Source organism: Flavivirga sp. 57AJ16 (assembly GCF_028736925.1).
In the GTDB taxonomy this organism is placed as follows: domain Bacteria; phylum Bacteroidota; class Bacteroidia; order Flavobacteriales; family Flavobacteriaceae; genus Flavivirga.
This window is the reverse complement of the sequence record NZ_JAQZAT010000006.1, coordinates 74083-94420: the sequence shown is the minus strand read 5'-3', so window position 1 is coordinate 94420 and position 20338 is coordinate 74083. Positions and strand designations below refer to the sequence as shown.

The following is a 20338-nucleotide window of genomic DNA, read 5'->3' as shown; positions in this document are numbered from 1 at the left end:
GGCTTTATGTATTGGAGTAGGTTTTCCAATGAATAAAATGGGTTAAAGTTCTCCTCGGCGTTCGATCAACGTTGTTTTTATTTCTCTTGCGCGGTCTTCATTAAGACTATATTTCCACATGACCCAAATGGCCAATGATGCCGTTACCACTGGAATTACTATGTCTGCGATACGCAAACTGGTCATCGTTTCTGCTGTTTGTACTGCTGCTTTTCCATCAAAACCTACTAGTTTTAATACAAGTCCACTTAACACCAAGGCCAATGCTTGCCCCAGTTTTACCATCCACCAATAAACAGCCCCAAACGTGCCTTCTTTTCTAGGCATCCCATTTTCTAATTCATCTAGGTCGCATACATCTGCAGTCATACTCATCATTAATGTAAATAACCCTCCTAAACCAAATGCCATAAAAGGGATTGGCATAAAGATTAGCCAGGGATTGCCAGGATCGAATCCCCACCATTTAAGAATATACCCTATAATAGAAATGGCTGTAGAAATAATAAATGCATTTCTCTTCCCCATTTTATTTGAAATCCAGGTAATAATTGGAATGACTGAAAATGCCGTAATTACTGCGGTGACCGTAGAAAACCAAGCCGGCCAGTTTCCGGCCAACTCGAAGCTCCCGTCGAACATATAATAAACAATGATAAAGAAGCTGAAAGAGGCTACCAACTGAAACCCGTTGAAAACCAAAAATGTAGCACCACAAAGCTTCATGAAGGGCTTGTTTTTAGAAACTTGTACAATGGCTTTAAAAAGGTCTTTTAAATTAGAGAACATGGTTTTAAGTGTAATTTCTTTTCTGTTCTCCATATGGGACGCATCGATACCTTTACAGAAAATAGCAGGTAATATTCCTAAAACAACACAAATGGCACCAACAATGACAGAAAGTTGACGCACTCCAATGGCTTGTGTATCGAAAATATTTTTGTCCGCAATAAGCACCCAAAACCAAGGGACTACCATCCAGGCAATTTGTGCGATTGTTTGAGAGGAAGCCATTAAACGGGTACGCTCATTATAATCGGAAGTCATTTCGTAGCCCAGTCCAACTAATGGTGTGGCAAACATGGTATTTCCAATTAAAAAGACCATTGATAAAATAAGGAAATACCAAAAATTGAACATCTGTGAATTCTCGGGATCAAGCTGCCATAATACGGCAAACAAAATACCGCTTAAAATGGCTCCTGTAAAAATATAAGGTCTCCGCCGCCCCCACTTTGATTTGGTGTTGTCTGAAATGAAGCCCATAATAGGATCGGTAATGGCATCGAAAATTCTTGGAAGCCCTCCTAACAAACCAGCCAAAAAAGGGTCCATTCCGAAAGCTGTTAGTAAGAAGAACATAAAAATGGCCAATGCACCGGGCAACAAATTAAGAACAAAATGTCCTGCACCAAAAGCGGCTTTTTGCCCTAATGGTACTATATCTTTTGGTTTGGTTTTATAGTGCGCCATGCTTTTTATGTTTTATTGGTTAATAATTTCTGCGGTATTCGCTCTTTAAGGCTTCAAATGTTAATTTCTTGTTTCTATCTATATCGACGATGCCCCAGTATTCTTCGTTTGGTGTCCCATCATAAGGAACACCACTGCTGTTTGGAGCCCATCCTCCAACATCTTGTGTGTTCGGGCTTCCTGCTTTCCACCAACCATCTGTAAATGAAAAGATGGCAAGACCGGAGCAGATCTCTCGATTATTAAAAACAGCATTTACAATATTGGTATTGGCATGAGCCTGAGCTTTCTCATTAATGCCTTGTTCGTAACCATTTTTAGGGATTGCCATATAACTGTCGCTGCCCGCTTCAGATAGGTACATAGGCTTTGAACTTATTGCTGCCCATTCGGGAAAGATATCTGAAGGGTTATCCCATCGATAGACATTTATTCCCCATACATCAATATTTGAGCACATTGAAAGGGCTAAGGGGTCGGGTAACTCACCATGTGCTGTAGTTACTGGGTGGGAAGGATCATTTCGATGAATGCGTTCGGCTGCATCGTTCAATGCGGCATACCAATTTTTAATATCGCCTTTAAACCATTCTGGATGATAATTATATTCGTTTCCTAATTCCCAAAACAATATGGCTTCATGGTTTTTGTATTTGTTAACATAATTGATAAACGTTCCATAAAGGATATCATAATTTCCATTTTGATTATATCCAAAACCAATAATAACTTTTAATCCTGCTTTGTGTATTTCATCTAAAATAGCTTTATCATCAATAGGAGCGTAAACCCTGATCGTGTTTATACCAGCTTCTACCATGAGCGCTAGATCTTTGGTTAAATTGCTAAAATCTCTTGCATCGCTGCCTTTTGGAACTGGATGGTAACAAATACCCTTAATTAAGTAAGGGGTATGGTCTATAAGAATCTGACGTTCTAAAATAGAGATCGTTTTAACATCGACATTGTTTTTACATGAAACAAAGATGATCGTTATAATTATTAATATGTTTTTATTAAATACCTGCATAGACATTAATGATTAATGTGATATCGTTTCATGCACCATTGGTGGTACTAATACCTCTTTCATGAGAGCTTCTATCTCTCCGTTATATGTTTTTGTTATTTCTTGTCCGTCTCTGGTCAAGCCATTAAAAATGCCTTTGTCTACCAAATCCCATAAGGCATATTTAGCTTGCCCCTGTAAGTTTATAAGACCAAAATGGTTTTCAGAGCCTTTCTTGTTTCTGTGATCTTTCCATTGTTCATTGAAAGCTTCAAAGTAAAAACACGAAATTTTTGCTTCGTTTGTCCATTCCCGCATAAGTTGATAATAACGTCCTGCTTTGTATTCGTCTGCGGCTCTCGAACTGTTTGCGCCGTAGTGTCCGTTTGAAACGGTTGCCCAACCTGTTTCACCTATATGAATGGGTTTGTTAACCCCCAGGCTTTTCATGTATTTTGATACCTCTTGGTATTGATTAACAGCAAATGTTTTGGCTCGAAGCATAGCAGCTTCAATTTTTTCGATATCCGATAGTGCCATGTCATTTTCCGGGACGACCCAAAATGAAGGATGGTAATAAGAGTTATGCATAGGATATGTATGCATAGAAATATAATCTACGGCCTTAATTAAATTTTCCAGATCTGGGGTATGATAACCAGGGTCGCCACCGCCCCATGATGAAAAATCGTCTGAGCTCGTAATCCATAAATCTTTTGAAAGTTCCCCCGATTTTTTTAATGCTTGTAGATGATTGACCCATTTTAGAATAATATGAGGGCGTACAAAATAGCTGGTAGCCCATCGCACCATGGCTTCGTTACCTACGGCAATAATTTTTACAATATTCGGGTAAGCTTTGGCCAAAGCAACTGCTCTATCTATCTCGGCCGTATTGGCTTTGCTTTCTGCTTCATGATTTGGCGTTTCTGTCCAGGCATTTTCACAATCAATCCAAGCGCCCAGCATCACATACATTTCGAAGTTTGAATCTTCTTTCTTTAGTTGGCTTATCGCTTTTAACAAATTTGGAGCCTGTTGTAATTGTACATTGTAAGTACGCAATATTTTTATGCCCATGGCAGCCAAAAGCTTCATGTCTTCTTTTAGCTCTGGGATGGTAGGTTGAATATCACGAGATGCTTGGCGGTAACCACCATAGGAAATGGCTAAATATTCGGCGTTACCTAAAATATCGGCAGCTTTTATAGTCATTTTTTCTTTGGGGTTTTCATTACATCCAATCATAGCAATCAAAATAGATAGTGTTAATATTGTTTTTAAGCTTGTTTTCATTATGATATCTCATATTTTTATTGAAACTACAATTTGTAACACTGCTCCCGTTCTTTGAAAAATATGTTTGCTCGTAGCTGGATCAAGGCATAGCTCTTTTAGTTTTAGATGTCTGTTGTTTTCAAAAACCACATGGATGCCGTTTTTGTCTGATATCTTATAAATAATCGGAACTTGGCAGTATGTAAAGCAAAGGGTGTTTGCTTCTAATTGAATTTCCTTAGCTCTTTTTTTAATACCTGTGTACCTGAAAACTTTCGATGTTTTTAAAAATTCTTCTTTACGTAGCAAACGTGGATTAAATGAGATACAAGCGTTATTTACAAAAACACCTAATTCTCCTAGCCTACACAGTACGTCTTCTTTTACCTGACCGGTCATGCCTGGTTGTTGTGCTCCTTTTCCTGCTGGGGTATGTGAATAGGGGTCTGTTGGGAAAGCACCATATAACTCTGGTGACTTATGTACACCGATGCCTGCTTGAATTTCATAGTAATGGTCTAACAGTTTTCCTATTAGCTCGTCATTTTCATTATTATTAATGGCCGACAAACAATTTTCCTGAACAGCTAATAATAATTTAGATACCATGTGCCAATAAATAGACCCCAGACCTTCATATCCAAAGAAGGTCCCTGAGCGTCCTGTAAAGGCTTTGTGGTTAAAAACAGTTTCAAAAGTATCCAGTAACAGTTGGCTGTCTTTTACGACTAAATCTTGATAGGTCTTGGGTAAATGAACCAGAGCTTCTTTTAAACGATTGGCATTGTTAAAATGGCTATTAAAGTGGTAGTTTCCTAAAATGTCCTTTTCAATGATTTGTGTATTATTATCTTTAACCAATTGTCTTAATAAAGCTGATTGCTCAACTTTATTGGCAGGAATGTTGTTCTTTTTATCAAATCTTGGTAATTCTTTATTTGGATATAAGATATAGCTGTATTGGTCTTTTCTAAATAATGGGCTGCTTTTTAAGCTGTCTAATAATTCTAATGCTTCAGAAGGGGATAAATAACCCGAGCTTAAAGCAGCAACCTGACCTTCGAGCATTTCTGGTAAATATGATATGGATACCTCTTGTTCGTTTTCAACGGTCATTAAATTATAGGCGTGGTATAGACCATCTAAACGTTTATTTGCTTTAATACTATGTTCTAAATACGATTTTGTAATGCTGAAAAATTCTAAGAGTTCTGTTTTATTAATGTTGGATTTTTTACCAGAGAAGCCATTTTTATAAATAGCTAGTCTATAGGTGCTTCCTGCGTTTCCTAAACCATCTAATATTGTTTTTCTATCTTGATTGGATATGGCGTCTTTTAAGATACTTTTATTAGAAAAGAGTGTTATAAATACTTGTTTGAAAAAGGTCTTTAATTCCTTTGAGATTTCAACCTCATACAAATTGGATTTTAATATGATGTCTTCGAAGAAATTTAAAAAACGTTGTAAATAATAGAGGGTTACCATAGACACGCCGTTGCCTACAAGTGCATTATTTGCATCATTCCACTCGGGTCTTTGGGTATTCAACCAAATACCGCCTTCTGGAATAAAATTAGAGACTTTAGCAAGTACTGTGGCTAATAACTTTTCAATTAAGTTTACGTTGTAAATAGTAGCGTTCTTATCTGTGATCAAAGCACCATCGGCTCCTAATTCTTCTTTCTTTTTATTAATAAGGTCATGTAATTTGTGATCGAAATCAACGGTGTCTTTAGGGTTTACTAAGAGGTCTTTGTAGCTTTTAATTTTATAGGGAACATGGGCATAAACAAAAACACTTTGATTAAAACGTTTCTCTAATTGGTTGGGATAGTGGTTCTCTATAAATTCTAAAAATTTTAAAAGGTATATGATTTGGTGATCGCCCCAATACCCAATATATGACCACGGGTCGTTTTCTTCCATGACCTCCCAATCGAAACCGTCTTTAGTAACCCGATACGGATTGTAACCTTCAAATGTCGTCGCATTTAAAAACTTATGAATCATGCTTTCAATAAACTCGGGGTATGCATGTGCCAGGGCTTCCCAGTTTTGAAAAATGTCTCGCCAGTTCCCCTCGTAGTCGAGGATTTTGGATCCGTCAATTTCATTTCTGGTATTAATAGAAAACTTATTCCAGGGCCTGCTGGGGTCCCCATGTCTTCTACTAAACTTTAATGGTAAATATTCAAAACAAAGCCTTTTAAATTCTTGGCTTTGAGTTTCTTCGGCAAAATCTTTTATATCATTTAAGGAGAATAAGTCTGGCAGTGCATTTAAAGTTGTTTGCTTTTTATTGAATAGATCTTTGTTAGCTTTTGAAATGTATGTTATAAAATCTTGTTTTTCTATGTTATAGTTGTTATCGAAAACCCCTCCTCTCATGATATTAAAAAGGGTATTTGAAAAATGCCTGTTGTTGGTCAATGGGTCTGCGGTTAGTTGTAAACCATCGGAAGTTCCTGTTAGCTTAATTAAATGTTTGGTGCCTGCATCAATGTCTTTTTGTACTATTTCATTAATATTTGGAAAGTTTTTAATGCTTTCGGTTATTTTAATAACCCCAGAAATAGTTTGGTTTACATTGGCAACAAACATCCAATTTTTATCAGATTGCGGTTTCAATTCCAAATGGGATGAAATAAAATAAGCGCCTTTTTCTGCTTTAATATCTACTTCTTGGTTAATGGGCAAGCCTTTTCTAAAGAGATCTAATTGTAATGATGATATTAAATAGGTCGGCTTTTCTATGCCGGTAGACCAGACGATGTTTGATTTTAAAGCCTCACTAGGCTCTGCTTTATCAACAATAACAGCGCTTAGTGCATAAATACCCAAACCAACATGGGGGTTTAATTCACTTTTCTTATAGGCATCGACTAAATTACTTCTGGTATTTTGTAAATCTTCGGGAACACTGCTGGGTAGTATATTTTGCAGCCCATCTAGAAATGTGAGTTTTATAACAGCATTTGAATTATTTATTAATGTCGATTTTTTTACAAAACCAAATTGGTTACTTGAATTCCATTGATATCTGAATGTGAGCGCTAAATCCTCATTAACCTCTTCAAAAATAACTTTATTCCCATAACTGTTTTTATACAGATTTCGTTGTGTTTTATAAAGCCCCATTTGCCTATTGGAGAAAGGCTCCCATATATGCGTTTTAGTATTTAAATGAACCTGGAAAATTGTTTTGCTTCCGGTAATATCTGCCGATTCTGTTATTTTATCATCTGTATAATAAGGGAACAATGAAGCATCAGAATCTTTTCTTCCTGCTGTTAAGCCCCCATTACTTGAAATAAACATCCAATGGTTAGAATCACTAACTATGCTCATAAAAAAAGGACGCATGGCATCACTGTTCGTGATTTTATAATAGGTTTCGTTATCTAAATTTATGAGTTCCCCCTTTATGTTATGAGCCTCTGTTTGAGGCTTTTTATCATCTATATAAATAGTACTGTTCATGTATCTTTTTTAAATTATACAACGATCATTTTGGTTAGCGCATTAACCCTTTTTAGGAATGACCAAGGTTTGTAATGATTGTGCATTTATGGATATTTCTTTAACCTTATTATTTAAAGAAATTGTTATATATTTTTCTTCTGTTTCTTGATTTAATATGACCACAGCGATGGAACCGTCCGGGTTTTGAGCAGCTGTTACCATGAGAGCGTTGTCCGGGTTTTCAAAGCCTATTCTTTTTGCTTCCGGTCTTATAAACTTGCTAAAATGTACTAACGTATAGTAGATGGGCGTAAAATAAATTTCATCTTTTTCTGGGTCTACTATAACTGGTGCCACACACCAATTTTTAAACCAATTTGGCCCCCCTTGTTTATCTAAAACCATATTCCAGTCTACCCAACCATCGACCCAATTGTTCAGGCATCCTATAATATCTCTAGCATAGCGATATACGGGAACATATTTGGGGTGTAAATGTTTTTGATCTTCTGGAGCCCAATCCCAGCCCCAATCTGTTGCTTCTTTGCTCCAATACCAGGCATCATCTTGCCATTTAGGAATCTCGGAATCTACACAAGCTTCTGTTTGAATTAAGTATTTATCGGGTGCTTTTTCATGAGCATATTGTAGTGCTTCGGGAAAATAATCATAAGTGCTTTCATACCAATGCACAGCTGTTCCGGCATAATATTTAGAGGATGCCTTGTCTTTATACATAACATCTACCCATTCTTTTAAACCTTCCCTGTTTTGGTCATAACCAAGAATTTTTATATTATCCTTTCCATCAGCTTCCAATTTTGGCCCTAAATAATTTTGAACAAAATGGGTCATTTCGTCGGGAGTAAAATGCATGCTTTCCCAGTTATTACCATTTCCATGGGGTTCGTTCTCAACCGTAAAACCCCATATATCAATACCTTCAGCTTTGTAGGCCTCTAAATATTTTGAAAAGAATAAGGCCCATGTCTCGTAATATTTTGGTAAAAGCTTACCGCCAACCCAATGCTTATTATCTTTCATCCAAGGCGGTGCGGTCCATGGAGATGCAAAGATTTTAAAGCCATCTTTTGAAATTGCCATAGCATCTTTAATCATAGGGATGAGGTCTTCTTTATCTTCTTGAATAGAAAAATGTTCTAAAGTGGTATCATCTTCCACAGGCGCATAGGAATAATTGCTCAAGGAAAAATCACAAGAATTCATGTGTGTTCTTGTTAGCGAATATTTAGCGCCTTCATTTCCAAAATAAGCTTCCAGAATTTTATTTCTGTTTTCTTTACTAAGCCTGTTTAACAGGTAAGCCGATGATTCTGTAAAAGCGCCGCCAAACCCTGTTATGGTTTGAAACGTTGTTTCTGGGAACAAGGTTATTACGGTTCTTTTGTCGTTAGGGGTAAATGCATTGATTTTATCCATTTTATGACCACTGGAAGAGGTTTCATAAACATCCATAAGTAATTGCCCATCATTTTTATTAAAGCTTAACATCAGTAAAAAAAGAAATATGTATAAAAAGTATGTTGATACTTTCATCTCCAAAAAAGGTATTAGCGTTCGTTTTTGTCAAATTTTAAAAATTAAAAAGAGGCTGCCAGAAAAATGAAATATATGCTATATTGAATTCTTCGATTTCTCTCAACACTGGTTCTGTCTAAATATTTATCTCTCTCAACGACAAATAATTAACATAAGTTCTGACAAAGTCAGAAGTACCGAATCCAACAAAGTGAATTACAATGATATTCTGGCAGCTTCTTTTTATTTTTAATTATATTTTATTGGTAGACCCTCACATAGTCTATTTCCATAGTATCTTCTGTAAACATCGGATCTATAGTCCCTCCTAAAGTTCCTCCCATAGCTACATTTAGTATTAAGAAGAAATCTGCATTGAATGGCAATGTTTCATTATTATCTAATTCAAAATAGGGTTCGTTGTCAATGAGTATGTATATTTTATCGGCAGACCAGTCTACTGAATATACATGGAACTCACTTGAGACATCCGAGAGGGATGTACTTTCACCAAAACTGGCATTGTTATTACCAGAGTCTAACCAATGGAGTGTTCCTAATACATTGTTTTTATCATCTCCTCTTTGCTCCATGATATCTATTTCTCCAGATTGTGGCCATCCTACCGACGGGAAGTTTGATCCAAGCATCCAAATAGCGGGCCAGGTACCTTGAGCCGATGGTAGTTTTGCCCTTACATCAACCCTACCATAAGTAAACTTTTGTAAACCTTGGGATTTTATTCTTGCAGAGGTATAACCACCTCCGCCGTCGGTTTTAGCAGTGATTTTAAGGAACCCTCCTTCTACAATAACATTTTCGGTGTCACTTGTATAGCTTTGAACTTCATTATTTCCCCAACCATTTGTTCCAGTACCAAGATCGTAAGTCCAATTAGTAGGATCGGGTGCGCCATCGGTATCAAATCCATCTTCCCAAACCAAATTGGTAAAGGTCGTCTCAAACTCATTGGTTGCGCCTTCTTCTTCTGTAGTTAAAGTAAACCACCAGTCGAATTCATTGTTTCCATCCGTAGTTCTTAATATCATTTCTGTAGCAGATCGACTAAATATTTCATATTTATGATTTCCTCCAGTATAATAGCCTACAAAGGCTGTTCCTGTTAAAGAAATGGTTTCTACACCACCTGGCGCCCCTAAACTCCATTGTTCTGAATAGTCACTAAATGGATAGTTTAGTATATCGGCGCCATCAACAGTTCCACCACCGGGGCCGCCTAATTCGTTGATCAATGGGTCGCGCCCAAAGACCGTTCCCGAAGTGTCCATTGTCGGGTCATCATTTGTACTATCTGTAATGTGGGTAAACGTACCATCGGCGTTAAACACATAGCGATCATCATACATCCCTACGGCTGCTTTATCGAAAGGCTCGGCGGAAAACCATTCTCCCGGAGTAGTACCTCCTACGGGACCTAATCCAAAATGAGGTTTAGACTCTGCTTTTATTCGCCATGTTTTTTCGGAGCCACCGTGTAGCATTTCGATTAAATCTGCTGGTGGGTCGTAAAGGGACAGGACTTCAACTTGAACTGTTTTACTTGAAGAGGCACCTCCGGTTCCGAATGCTATGATGGTTACAGAATAGGTGTTTAATCCTAGTACTGAAAAATCATAAGATTGCTTACCTCCTCGTGCGGACGTTGTATTATTGTTGTACACGTATTGATACGAAATGGCATTATCTGCAGAAGCAGTAAAATTTACAGTACCACTACCATCTCCATTTGGATTGCTTGCATCAGCTCCAACAATATCAATTGCAACTTGAATATTTGAAGGCGCAATAATGTCTCCTGCAGCAATGTCATCTTCTTGACAGCCTGTAAAAATGAGAGCCAGTATTATTAAAATTCTGTAGCTATATTTAAATTTTTTCATGTTTCTGTTTTTTAATTTATATCAATATCATCTATGTAAATGGTATAGTTTGACGATCCGTCACCTGTGGTTCCATTATCCATAATCAATACCAGATTGTACCAATCTATAGCGGTATCAATGCCTGAAAAATCGAAGGTTAAATCTTCCCATTGGTTTGCTACGGTAGTCGTAGCCGTGATTTCGGCAGTAGACGCTACGTCTGGCCACGGTACGGCATCTTCAAACTTAGCCAATAGGTTTAATCCTGTCCTTGGAGACCATACTTTTACAGTTAATGTTGTTCCGCCATCAAAAGAGAATGGTTCGGGTACTGTTATTTTAGAGCCCGCCCAAACTTGCCCGGCTCCTTTTATCATTTCTGCGACCATACTGGAAGGGTTTCCATTAGTATCTGGATTTGCTATAACTGAAATGCCACCGCCATCAAAACTACTTAAGGTAAATTTTGGCTCGAAATCTAGCATGGGATCTGTGGAAACAGCATCTAAGTAAATAGTATAGTTTGACGATCCGTCGCCTACGGTTCCATTATCCATAATCAATACCAGGTTGTACCAATCTATAGCGGTATCAATGCCTGAAAAATCGAAAGTTAAATCTTCCCATTGGTTTGCTACGGTAGTCGTAGCCGTAATTTCGGCAGTAGATGCTACATCTGGCCACGGTACGGCATCTTCAAATTTTGCCAGTAAGTTTAGGCCAGCTCTTGGCGACCAAACTTTTATGGTAACGGTTGTTGAATTATCAAAATTGAAAGGTTCGGGAACTGTTATTTTAGAGCCCGCCCAAACTTGTCCGGCACCCTTTATCATTTCTGCAACTGTAGTTGAAGGATTTCCGCTGGTATCTGGGTTTGCTATAAGGGAAATGCCACCGCCATCAAATGAACTTAGCTCGTAAGGCGTTTCAAAATTTATTGGTGTAACATGGTTACCACCGCCACTGGTTGGAGGCTTTTGTTGTTTGATGTTATCTATAAAGAAGGTCCAACCTGAACTGCCATCGCCCACCGTTCCAAAATCAAAGAACAATACTATTTTTTGATAGTCTTGAGAAAGATCGATGGCACTTACATCGAATACAACTTCTTCCCAGGCACTGTTTCCAACGGTTGTGATTTCTTTTTCAAAGAAGATATTCTGATCGGTAAGATTTTCAAGTTTTAAGGTCATTTTTCCTCCGGGTCTTGGAGACCAAACATTCATTTTAATGAATTGTTTTGTGCTTAGATCAATAGGAGTAGATGTTGTTATAACGTTCCCTGCCCACGTTTCGCCGGCACCTTTAATAATTTGTGCCACTTTTGCAGAACCGTTAACCTCGTCTATTTGTGGATTCTCTACAACCGATACGGTCGCGCCTCCAAAATCTCCTAAAACAGTGGAGTCAAAAATTTCAAAGTCAATAGGTAGTTCTGTTGGTGTTGTGATTGTAACCACTTGAGTCGTTTCTAAGGTTTCTGAACCACCACTTAAGGCTACGACTTTTATGGTATAATCGCCTACACTAGGGTATTCAAAACTTACCGTTCCGTCTATGGCCAATGGTGTGGGTTCTTCATCGACATTGGATGTATCAAAGAAGACATTGAAAGACGCTGCATAATTGGCTGTAGCAGATACATCTATTATAAATGGATTAGAAGCATTTATAGTTGCTGTAACTTCCAAGTTTTCAGGTGCTCTAAACGAAACGACCAATGGTTGGGTCACTGTACTTTTTAAACCGGTAATTCCGATAGCTTCCAGAGTTACTGTATAAGTCCCTTCTGGATAGGTATGATCGATGGTTTCTCCTTGTTTAAGGTTAACGGGTTCTGTGGTATCATCGCCCAATGTGATATTATAGGAAACGGCACCCTCTGAATTAGGTGTAATAGTAACCAACCCACTATTGTCTTGACTTATTTGAAAAAGTGCAGAAACGTTTGTTGGAGCTACCACATTATCAAGAAAGTTTAAATCATTATCATCTTCGGCACAACCAATAAGGAAGACCAAAGTAAAACTCATTATATATTTTAATGCTTTCATAATTTTCGATTTTTATTTTAGTATCCTGGGTTTTGTGCCCAAATATTTCCTGCTAACTGTATCTCTATGGAGGGAATGGGAAACACTTCGTGTTTTCCGGCAACAAAGCCATCAATTTCTTGGGCTGCTCTTCCTGTTCTTACTAAATCGAAGAAACGGTGACCTTCTCCAACAAGTTCTACGCGACGTTCATGATAAATAGCATTCGTTAAATTGGCTCCTGTTGTGTTTACATCTGGTAACATAGCTCGTGTACGTACTCTATTCAGGTAACCTTGAGCTCTTGTATCGCTTATGCCGCCCCTATTTAAGGCTTCTGCTGCCATGAGCAGTACGTCTGCGAAACGAATAGCGCGATAGTTATTAGGGTTTGTAAGATTGGCATCTCCTATATTGGAATCACCTTTGCGGGCGATGTATTTTCTATTATAATATCCTGTATGTTCATAACCAACGGCAAAGGTTGCATTCTCAGCTGTTGCCCAGGCATCAATATCCAGAATGGCTGTTTCTAGTCTATTGTCTCCTGCTTCAAATGCATCTACAACTTCTTGAGTGGGTACATTAAAGCTAAAGCCAGATTCGAACACTGGACCATTGTAATTACGAATACCATTAAACCCTACAGCAACATTTCCTTCACTACATTGTAAGCATTCAAAATCAGCGCCCTCTTTATCGGTGTATTGTACTTCGAAAACGGATTCTATATTATTTTCATTATCATTTTCAAACATGGTGCTATAATCTGCCAGCAGATCGTAAGGGCCATTATTTATAACATCTTCGAGTATGGTAGCTGCGTCTGAAAATTTATCTTGAAATAAATACACTTTACCTAAAAGTGATTGTGCGGCTCCTTTTGTAACTCTACCAGTTTGGCTTTGTGTATAAGGTAAATTAGCAGCAGCAAAAATTAAATCTTCCTCAATTAAAGCATAAACCTCTGCTTTAGGGGTTCTATCGATACTAAATTGTTCTCCGAATTGAATGCGCTTGTCAATAGCTAAAGGGATATCCCCGAACCATTTTACCAATTCAAAATTGTAATAGGCTCTTAAAAACCGAGCTTGTCCCAACACATTATTTTTATTTGGAAAATCTGTTTTGTCTTGAAATTCTAAAATAAAATTAGCTCTGTTTACGGCGCCATACATCCAATTCCAGATATCTCTAAGGTTGGCATTAACGGGGGTATGAATCATGTCATCTATTTCCTGAAAGCCAATAACATCGGTGGCACTTTCTCCGCCACAAAGTGTATTGTCTGAAGCTATTTCCCCAAGCATAACATTGACATACGTGGACTGCAACCCATCATAAGCTGCAATCAATGCATCTTGATAATCTGCTTCTGTGTTAAAGAACGTTTCTGAGTTTACATCTTGCGAATCTACATTTACAAAATCATCACTACATGATGTTATAAGTAAAAGGATGATTAGTATTTTATTGATTTTTAAATTTTTCATAACACGTAATTAAAATTTTAAGTTAACGCCTAATAAAAAGGTACTTGCAGTAGGATAAAATCCTTGATCTATACCGCCTCCAATGGGATCGCCCGTTGAAGTTGTTGGGTCGTACCCAGTATATTCTGTAAGCGTAAATAAATTGCTTGCAGAGATATATAGTCTTACCTTTTCCAGTTTAGAGTTCTCGAGTGCTTTTTGAGAAAAAGTATAACCTAATTGTACATTTTGAAGACGAATAAACGAGCCGTCCTCTACAAAATAATCAGAAAATAAACCATTGGAATTTGCTCCTGTGGTTACCCTAGGGTCTGTATTGGTACTTCCTTCTCCTGTCCATCTGTTTAAGAAATAGATACTTCTATTTGTTAGGTTTTGATTCCGTTCGTAGTTACGTACAATCTCATTCCCTACAGATGCGAATGCATAAGCTGAAAAATCGAAGTTTTTGTAATCTATGGATAGATTAAGGCCCATGGTCGCATCGGGAATTGGGTCTCCTAGATTCGTTTTATCATCATCATCGATCTTCCCATCGTCATTTGTGTCTACAAATATTAAATCACCTGGTTGTACGGCACTATTAATTGTCGGGCTTGAATCAACTTCTGCTTGGTTTTGAAAAATACCATTGGTTCTGTAACCTCTAAAATAGCCAATTGGGAAACCAGCTTCCATTCTTGAAGGGGGATCTTGGCCAACACCAAAAGAACCTCCAGTTAAAAATCCGCCATCTGAGCTAACTTCAAGTACATTATTTTCTATGGTTGTCACGTTGTATTTGATACTGAATTTAAAATGATCATTAAAATTCTCGGTATAGCCAATTGCAAATTCGAAACCTTTGTTTTCAACGGTTCCTGCGTTAATTGTTGGAGCATCAGATCCAGGGGCATATCCACCAAGAATACCGGAAACTTGTGGTTTTACTAATAAGTCTTCTGTCGTCTTTTTAAAGTAATCTGCTGTAATATCAATTTTGTTATCCCAAAAACGCATATCTAAACCGACATCCCAGGTCTTTTGCTTTTCCCATCTAATTTCAGGATTAGCGATAGCTCCTGCTCCTAATCCTGGAGCTAATTCATTATCAAAAACATACGTACCATCACCTCTGCTTAAAAGGGAAATAAATCCAAAATCGTCAATTCTATCATTACCTAAAACACCATAAGATCCTCTTAGTTTCAGGAAGTTGATTGTTTTACTGTCCTCAAGAAAACTTTCGTCTGATGCGATCCACCCAACCGATCCAGATGGAAAATACCCAAATTTATTTTTTGGCCCGAACTTAGTAGAACCATCTCGACGAATAACGGCGGAGATTAAATATTTGCCTTTAAAATTATATTGTAGCCTGGAAAAATAGGATAAAAGCCTGGCGTCAAAAATGTCATTTCTTCCCTCAAGAACAAATCGGTCTTCAACCTCTGATGCCTGATCGATATTAGCATTTATGATGCTATTGTCAATAATATTAAAGCCTTTTTTACCCGTGTACTCTCCAGTTGTTTTAAATACAGACGTACCTAGTACAAAATTAACATCGTGCACATCTTTAAAGGTGTTTTCGTATTTAATGAAAGCATCAAACGTGTAGTCCCTGAAGTAATCTAAATCTTCAACAACCTCATTTTTATCAATATTAAAGACTTTACCACTTCCGAAAAACGCAACGGGTCTAAATATTTTATTTCTTACTTCGGAATAATTAAATTGAATATTGGATTGTACCGTAAAATGTTCTAAGAAGTTATAAGATAATGTTAAGTTACCACTTAGTTTGTCGATTTTACTTCTATCGAATGTATTGGCCATTTGTGCAATGGGGTTAATAACTTCGTTGCCTAAACCCTCAGCAATAGTAAAATCGCCATTTGCATCCTTAACGGGTAAGTTTGGCGCCATGTTTAAGGCGTTAAAAAGTACCGACCCTAAAGCATTTTCACTAAGATTTCTTTTCTTAGTATGAAAATAAGTTAGACCTGCAGATAGTTTAAAGTTTTCTAAAAAATCTAAATTATAGCTACCACGTTGTGTAAAACGTGTAAAGTTGGACTGGTTACCACCAACGATACCATCTTGGGTTAAAAATGACCCACTAACGGCGTAAGATGATTTTTCTTTACCGCCTCTAAAGGTGATGGAATGATTAAAGATAGGAGCACTTTCGAACACCTCGTCTTGCCAATCTACACCAATGCCTAAAGTGCTTAGGTCTGTGAAAGGCGGTGTGCTTCCACCGGCAGCATAGGCTTCGTTTACAAGAATACCATATTCTGTGGCATTTAAAACAGGTATTTTCCTTGTTGTTTGTTGAAAACCGGCATAAGCTGAATATTCTATTGATAAAGGGGTGTTTTTTATACCTGTTTTGGTCGTAATAAGAATGACCCCATTTGCAGCTCTTACACCGTAGATACCTGCAGTAGCATCTTTTAGTACATTTAAACTGGCAATATCGTTTGGGTTAATGACGCTTAAGTCTTCTATGACGTTTCCGTCTACTAATATTAATGGACGGCTGTCACCATTTGTGGAAACCCCTCTAATACTAATTGTAGAGTCACCTCCAGGTGACCCCGAATTAGAAGAAATGTTAACACCGGCTACTTGACCTTGTAGAGCTTGTTCCACCCGCGTGGGTTTTAAAGCTTCTATGGTTTCACTGGAAACAACACTTACTGCACCCGTTAATTCTTTCTTTTTCTGAGCGCCATATCCAATAACGACAATTTCGTCTAATTTAGCGAGGTCTTCTAACAGTTGTACGGTTATTTTTTTATTGTCGGATATAATAACTTCCTGAGTGATGTAACCGATATAACTAATTGTAAGTACAGAACCAATTTTTACATCAGTTATGGCGAAGTTACCGTCAAAATCTGTTACGGTTCCTTTACTGGTATCTTTCACGATTATATTAGCCCCCGGAATAGGAAAACCAGTATCATCTTGAACAGTTCCACTAACATCTACATTCTGCGCACTTGTAAACGCGATAGAAAATAGAGTTAGAATTTTAAAGAGATTATGTCTCATTTGAGTTTAGTTTTTAAGTTTATATAAAACTAATCATAGTCTTTGTTGTATCCTTGTTTTAAACCTCAACAAAAAACATACATCATAAAATAATTTGTGGTTTATTGATAAAACCTCAATTTTTACTAGCTTTTTTTAAGAAATTCATTTTTATAAAAAAGTTTTGAAAAAGAGCTAAAACACATCAATGTTGTGGTATTGTATAGGTTAAAAAACAAAATGTTGTGTACCTATATTTCTAAAATGTAGTCCGTCAAGCTAGATTCATGCGGCAAATTCATTTTTTTGCGCAACCTATAACGTTTAACTTCTACACTTCTAATCGATATGTTAAGCAAGGGAGCAATTTCTTTTGATGATAAATTGAGTCTTAGGTAAGCACATAATCTCAAATCGTTTGAAGTAAGAGCAGGGTGTTCCTGTTTAATTTTTTTAAGAAAATCTTTATCGGCATTATTAAAAGCCTCTTCAAAGACATGCCAATCATCCGTATTATTTAAGTTTCTATCAATAATCTTAATAACATGTTTTATACTATTAACATTATCAATGTTTTGTAGTTCCTTTTTTATACTATTCAAAAATTCGTTCTTTTTAATTAAACTCATGGTTGAAATACCCAATTCACGATTTTTGTTATTAATATCCTGTCTTAATTTTTCATTATTAAAACGCATGAACTGTTGTTTGTTTTCTAACTCTTTTAGTTCCAGTTCTCGTGTGGTTTTTTGTAACAAGGCCTCTCTTTGTTTTTTGTAGTAACGCCTATAAATATGGTGCATCATAAATGAAAACAATAAAACTAAAAACGCATATGCTGATATCATTGCATTTGAAAGATGCCAAGGTCTTTCTATATTAAAGCTATAAGAGGCGACATTTTTAGTGATGACATTGCCCACTCTTGCCCTAACATTAAAAACATAATCGCCATAAGGTAAATTTTCGAACAGGGTATTAGGCTTAGGAGACCAATCACTCCAATTTGGATACATACCTTTTAATTGGTATTGATATTCTGTATCAAGATATTTGTCAAATTCTACAACACTAAATGTGAACTTTATATTGTTATCTTTATTTTTAAAGCTTTCGGTTATATTTTTGTTTACAATTTCTGGGCTTTTAGTGATACTGTACTTTGTTATCTGATTAATTGAAATATCATAAGATTTATGAGATACCTTATCCAAGTCTATAACAATAAAACCTGTTGAGGTCCCTATTAAATACCGTTGATTATCGAGATGGGATATATTTTCGTAACCTGTTAACCCTCTGGGTAATGACTTAGAAAAGGGGATTTTATTAAGCTTTGGACTATTGCTTAATTTGCCTGGTGATATGTAATTTAAATCTCTTTTGGAAAAGGACCATAAGGTATTTGTTTTTTTATTAAAACCAAGCCTGCCTGATGTATACTCATCTTTTGTAAATAAGGCGCTTAAAATGGTATCTTTTACAAATTTACCAACATCTGCACGATACTTTAACACCCCTTCTTGATAGGCATATAATAGATCATTATTATATTTAATAATGCCAGAGTTTAATTCTTTGCCAAGACCGGGGACTTTTTCAATACTTATAACTTTCGTAAAATTATGGTTCACATCAATTTTAAAAACGCCTTTATATTCATGACTAACAAAAACCTGATCATTATAAAGTTCAAAAAATTTGCTTGAGAGATCGAACCCTTCTATTTTATTTTTAAGTACCCATACATTATTGACTTTTTGAATAATGTATAGGCCATCATAATTGCCCTGTAATAATAAATCTGTTTTATTATCTATTGATTTTATATGCCAGGTACCTTGTTGTATCCCTTTAATTTTTTCTCCTTTACCATTGTTTATAATGGATGTTCCTGTATCATGACCACAAAACAAGGTATTGTCTATTGTTGTTAAGAACCAAACAGCTTCTTGAATCCCTTCAACGAGTTTAAAATCATCTTTTCTTCCCAGAGGCTTATAAAACAAGCCCTGATTGGTACCTAAATATAAGTTGCCATTGAAAATGGAAGAGGTGTATACGGTTCCTATTTTCCCTTCTTCATCCGTGTAAATGCTAAAAGGTGATTTAAGATTCACACAGTTGATTCCGTTTTCTAAAGCCAACCAGATATTATTTTCGGTATCTTCAAAAACACAGTGAACGGTATTGTTGCCTAATCCATGACTGGTATCTATATTATAATCTATATGGCCGTCTGCGGTCAAGTGCAATATTCCATCAGACCGAGTTCCTAATATAAAGCTTTTGTCTTTTAACTGAATGCTACGAAATACACTTACTTCTGATAGCTTTTGGTTTGCAGGGATATGCCATTTGGAAAGGATGCCGTTATCTAAAATATAAAAACCGTTATTTTCTGTTTCTATTAGAAGGTTGTCGTTTTTGTTAAAAACATTAACCAGCCTGTTTTCTTTAAGAACGATATGATCGGAAACCAGTTTTGAGGTACCATGCTCAATCTTGTAAATGCCATCTTTGGTCTTCTGATAATATATAGTTTCATCAACTTTAAATATTTTGTAGATAATAGTTTCAGAATCAATGATACTATAGGAGTTATTTGTTTTGTTGTAAATGTAAATTCTCTTTAAAGATTGAAATAGTATATATTCATCTATACTTATGATGTTCCAGAATTCTTCGTCTTCTAAAAAATCTACATTTAACTTTTTAGATAGCGATGTATAGTACAGCAACCCAAATTCGTTTCTTTGCCAATAGCCAAACTCTCTGTTGCTACCGGTATATATTAAACTATCTATAACGTTAACTGATCTTATAATGGTTTCATTAGGCGATAGATATAATTGCCAATTAGCACCATTAAATTCAAGTAGCCCCTTATTATTGGCTACATATATATAATTTTCTTTAGATTGGGAAATGGACCAATTTTGAGTTTCTGCACCATAGTCTTTAGGAGAAAAAATTTTAATAGGGGGGTGCTCTTGTGCATATAGAAAGCTACACACCCAAAAAAACATACTAAAAATTAAAAAATAAAATAGTCTCAAAAGATATTAGTTGTTGTATCACTAATATACTAAAATTAGGGTTTGTAAGAGTTATTGTATGGTTTTTGTATGGGTATACAAAACA

General features: G+C 36.4%; 10 protein-coding genes. All 10 read right to left on the bottom strand.

Going from position 1 to position 20338, the window contains the following annotated elements; genetic code table 11:
• Positions 1 to 42: 42 nt before the first annotated feature.
• The 10 genes from PQO00_RS08080 to PQO00_RS08035 all read right to left on the bottom strand — a co-directional run bounded on the left by PQO00_RS08080 (position 43) and on the right by PQO00_RS08035 (position 20223).
• The gene (locus PQO00_RS08080) at positions 43 to 1473 is read right to left on the bottom strand and encodes an MFS transporter (protein ID WP_274184334.1); all 1431 of its coding nucleotides are present in this window, start codon (positions 1471 to 1473) and stop codon (positions 43 to 45) included.
• A gap of 19 nt (positions 1474 to 1492) precedes the next feature.
• Positions 1493 to 2503: a glycoside hydrolase family 2 TIM barrel-domain containing protein gene (locus tag PQO00_RS08075; protein ID WP_274184333.1), complete on the bottom strand. Its 1011-nt coding sequence runs from the start codon at positions 2501 to 2503 to the stop codon at positions 1493 to 1495.
• A gap of 12 nt (positions 2504 to 2515) precedes the next feature.
• Positions 2516 to 3778, bottom strand: a complete 1263-nt coding sequence (locus PQO00_RS08070) for a glycosyl hydrolase family 17 protein (RefSeq protein ID WP_274184332.1) — start codon at positions 3776 to 3778, stop codon at positions 2516 to 2518.
• 9 nt (positions 3779 to 3787) lie between these two features.
• Positions 3788 to 7243: a hypothetical protein gene (locus PQO00_RS08065; protein WP_274184331.1), complete on the bottom strand. Its 3456-nt coding sequence runs from the start codon at positions 7241 to 7243 to the stop codon at positions 3788 to 3790.
• A gap of 42 nt (positions 7244 to 7285) precedes the next feature.
• The gene (locus PQO00_RS08060) at positions 7286 to 8782 is read right to left on the bottom strand and encodes a glycoside hydrolase family 30 protein (RefSeq protein ID WP_274184330.1); all 1497 of its coding nucleotides are present in this window, start codon (positions 8780 to 8782) and stop codon (positions 7286 to 7288) included.
• A gap of 242 nt (positions 8783 to 9024) precedes the next feature.
• On the bottom strand, positions 9025 to 10665 hold the full coding sequence (locus PQO00_RS08055) for a glycoside hydrolase family 16 protein (RefSeq protein WP_274184329.1): 1641 nt from the start codon (positions 10663 to 10665) through the stop codon (positions 9025 to 9027).
• 11 nt (positions 10666 to 10676) lie between these two features.
• Positions 10677 to 12701, bottom strand: coding sequence for a hypothetical protein (locus PQO00_RS08050; RefSeq protein WP_274184328.1), 2025 nt, complete (start codon positions 12699 to 12701; stop codon positions 10677 to 10679).
• Between the two features lie 17 nt (positions 12702 to 12718).
• Positions 12719 to 14173, bottom strand: coding sequence for a RagB/SusD family nutrient uptake outer membrane protein (locus PQO00_RS08045; protein ID WP_274184327.1), 1455 nt, complete (start codon positions 14171 to 14173; stop codon positions 12719 to 12721).
• A gap of 9 nt (positions 14174 to 14182) precedes the next feature.
• On the bottom strand, positions 14183 to 17215 hold the full coding sequence (locus PQO00_RS08040; protein ID WP_274184326.1) for a TonB-dependent receptor: 3033 nt from the start codon (positions 17213 to 17215) through the stop codon (positions 14183 to 14185).
• A 230-nt stretch (positions 17216 to 17445) separates the two neighbouring features.
• A complete protein-coding gene (locus PQO00_RS08035) occupies positions 17446 to 20223 on the bottom strand; it encodes a triple tyrosine motif-containing protein (protein WP_274184325.1) in 2778 nt (925 codons plus the stop codon).
• Between the last annotated feature and the right edge of the window lie 115 nt (positions 20224 to 20338).

Coding starts and splice junctions, on each gene's coding strand:
- PQO00_RS08070 (WP_274184332.1), bottom strand. CDS start 3,778: ATGAAAACAAGCTTAAAAACAATATTAACACTATCTATTTTGATTGCT.
- PQO00_RS08050 (WP_274184328.1), bottom strand. CDS start 12,701: ATGAAAGCATTAAAATATATAATGAGTTTTACTTTGGTCTTCCTTATT.
- PQO00_RS08055 (WP_274184329.1), bottom strand. CDS start 10,665: ATGAAAAAATTTAAATATAGCTACAGAATTTTAATAATACTGGCTCTC.
- PQO00_RS08065 (WP_274184331.1), bottom strand. CDS start 7,243: ATGAACAGTACTATTTATATAGATGATAAAAAGCCTCAAACAGAGGCT.
- PQO00_RS08035 (WP_274184325.1), bottom strand. CDS start 20,223: ATGTTTTTTTGGGTGTGTAGCTTTCTATATGCACAAGAGCACCCCCCT.
- PQO00_RS08045 (WP_274184327.1), bottom strand. CDS start 14,173: ATGAAAAATTTAAAAATCAATAAAATACTAATCATCCTTTTACTTATA.
- PQO00_RS08075 (WP_274184333.1), bottom strand. CDS start 2,503: ATGCAGGTATTTAATAAAAACATATTAATAATTATAACGATCATCTTT.
- PQO00_RS08080 (WP_274184334.1), bottom strand. CDS start 1,473: ATGGCGCACTATAAAACCAAACCAAAAGATATAGTACCATTAGGGCAA.
- PQO00_RS08060 (WP_274184330.1), bottom strand. CDS start 8,782: ATGAAAGTATCAACATACTTTTTATACATATTTCTTTTTTTACTGATG.
- PQO00_RS08040 (WP_274184326.1), bottom strand. CDS start 17,215: ATGAGACATAATCTCTTTAAAATTCTAACTCTATTTTCTATCGCGTTT.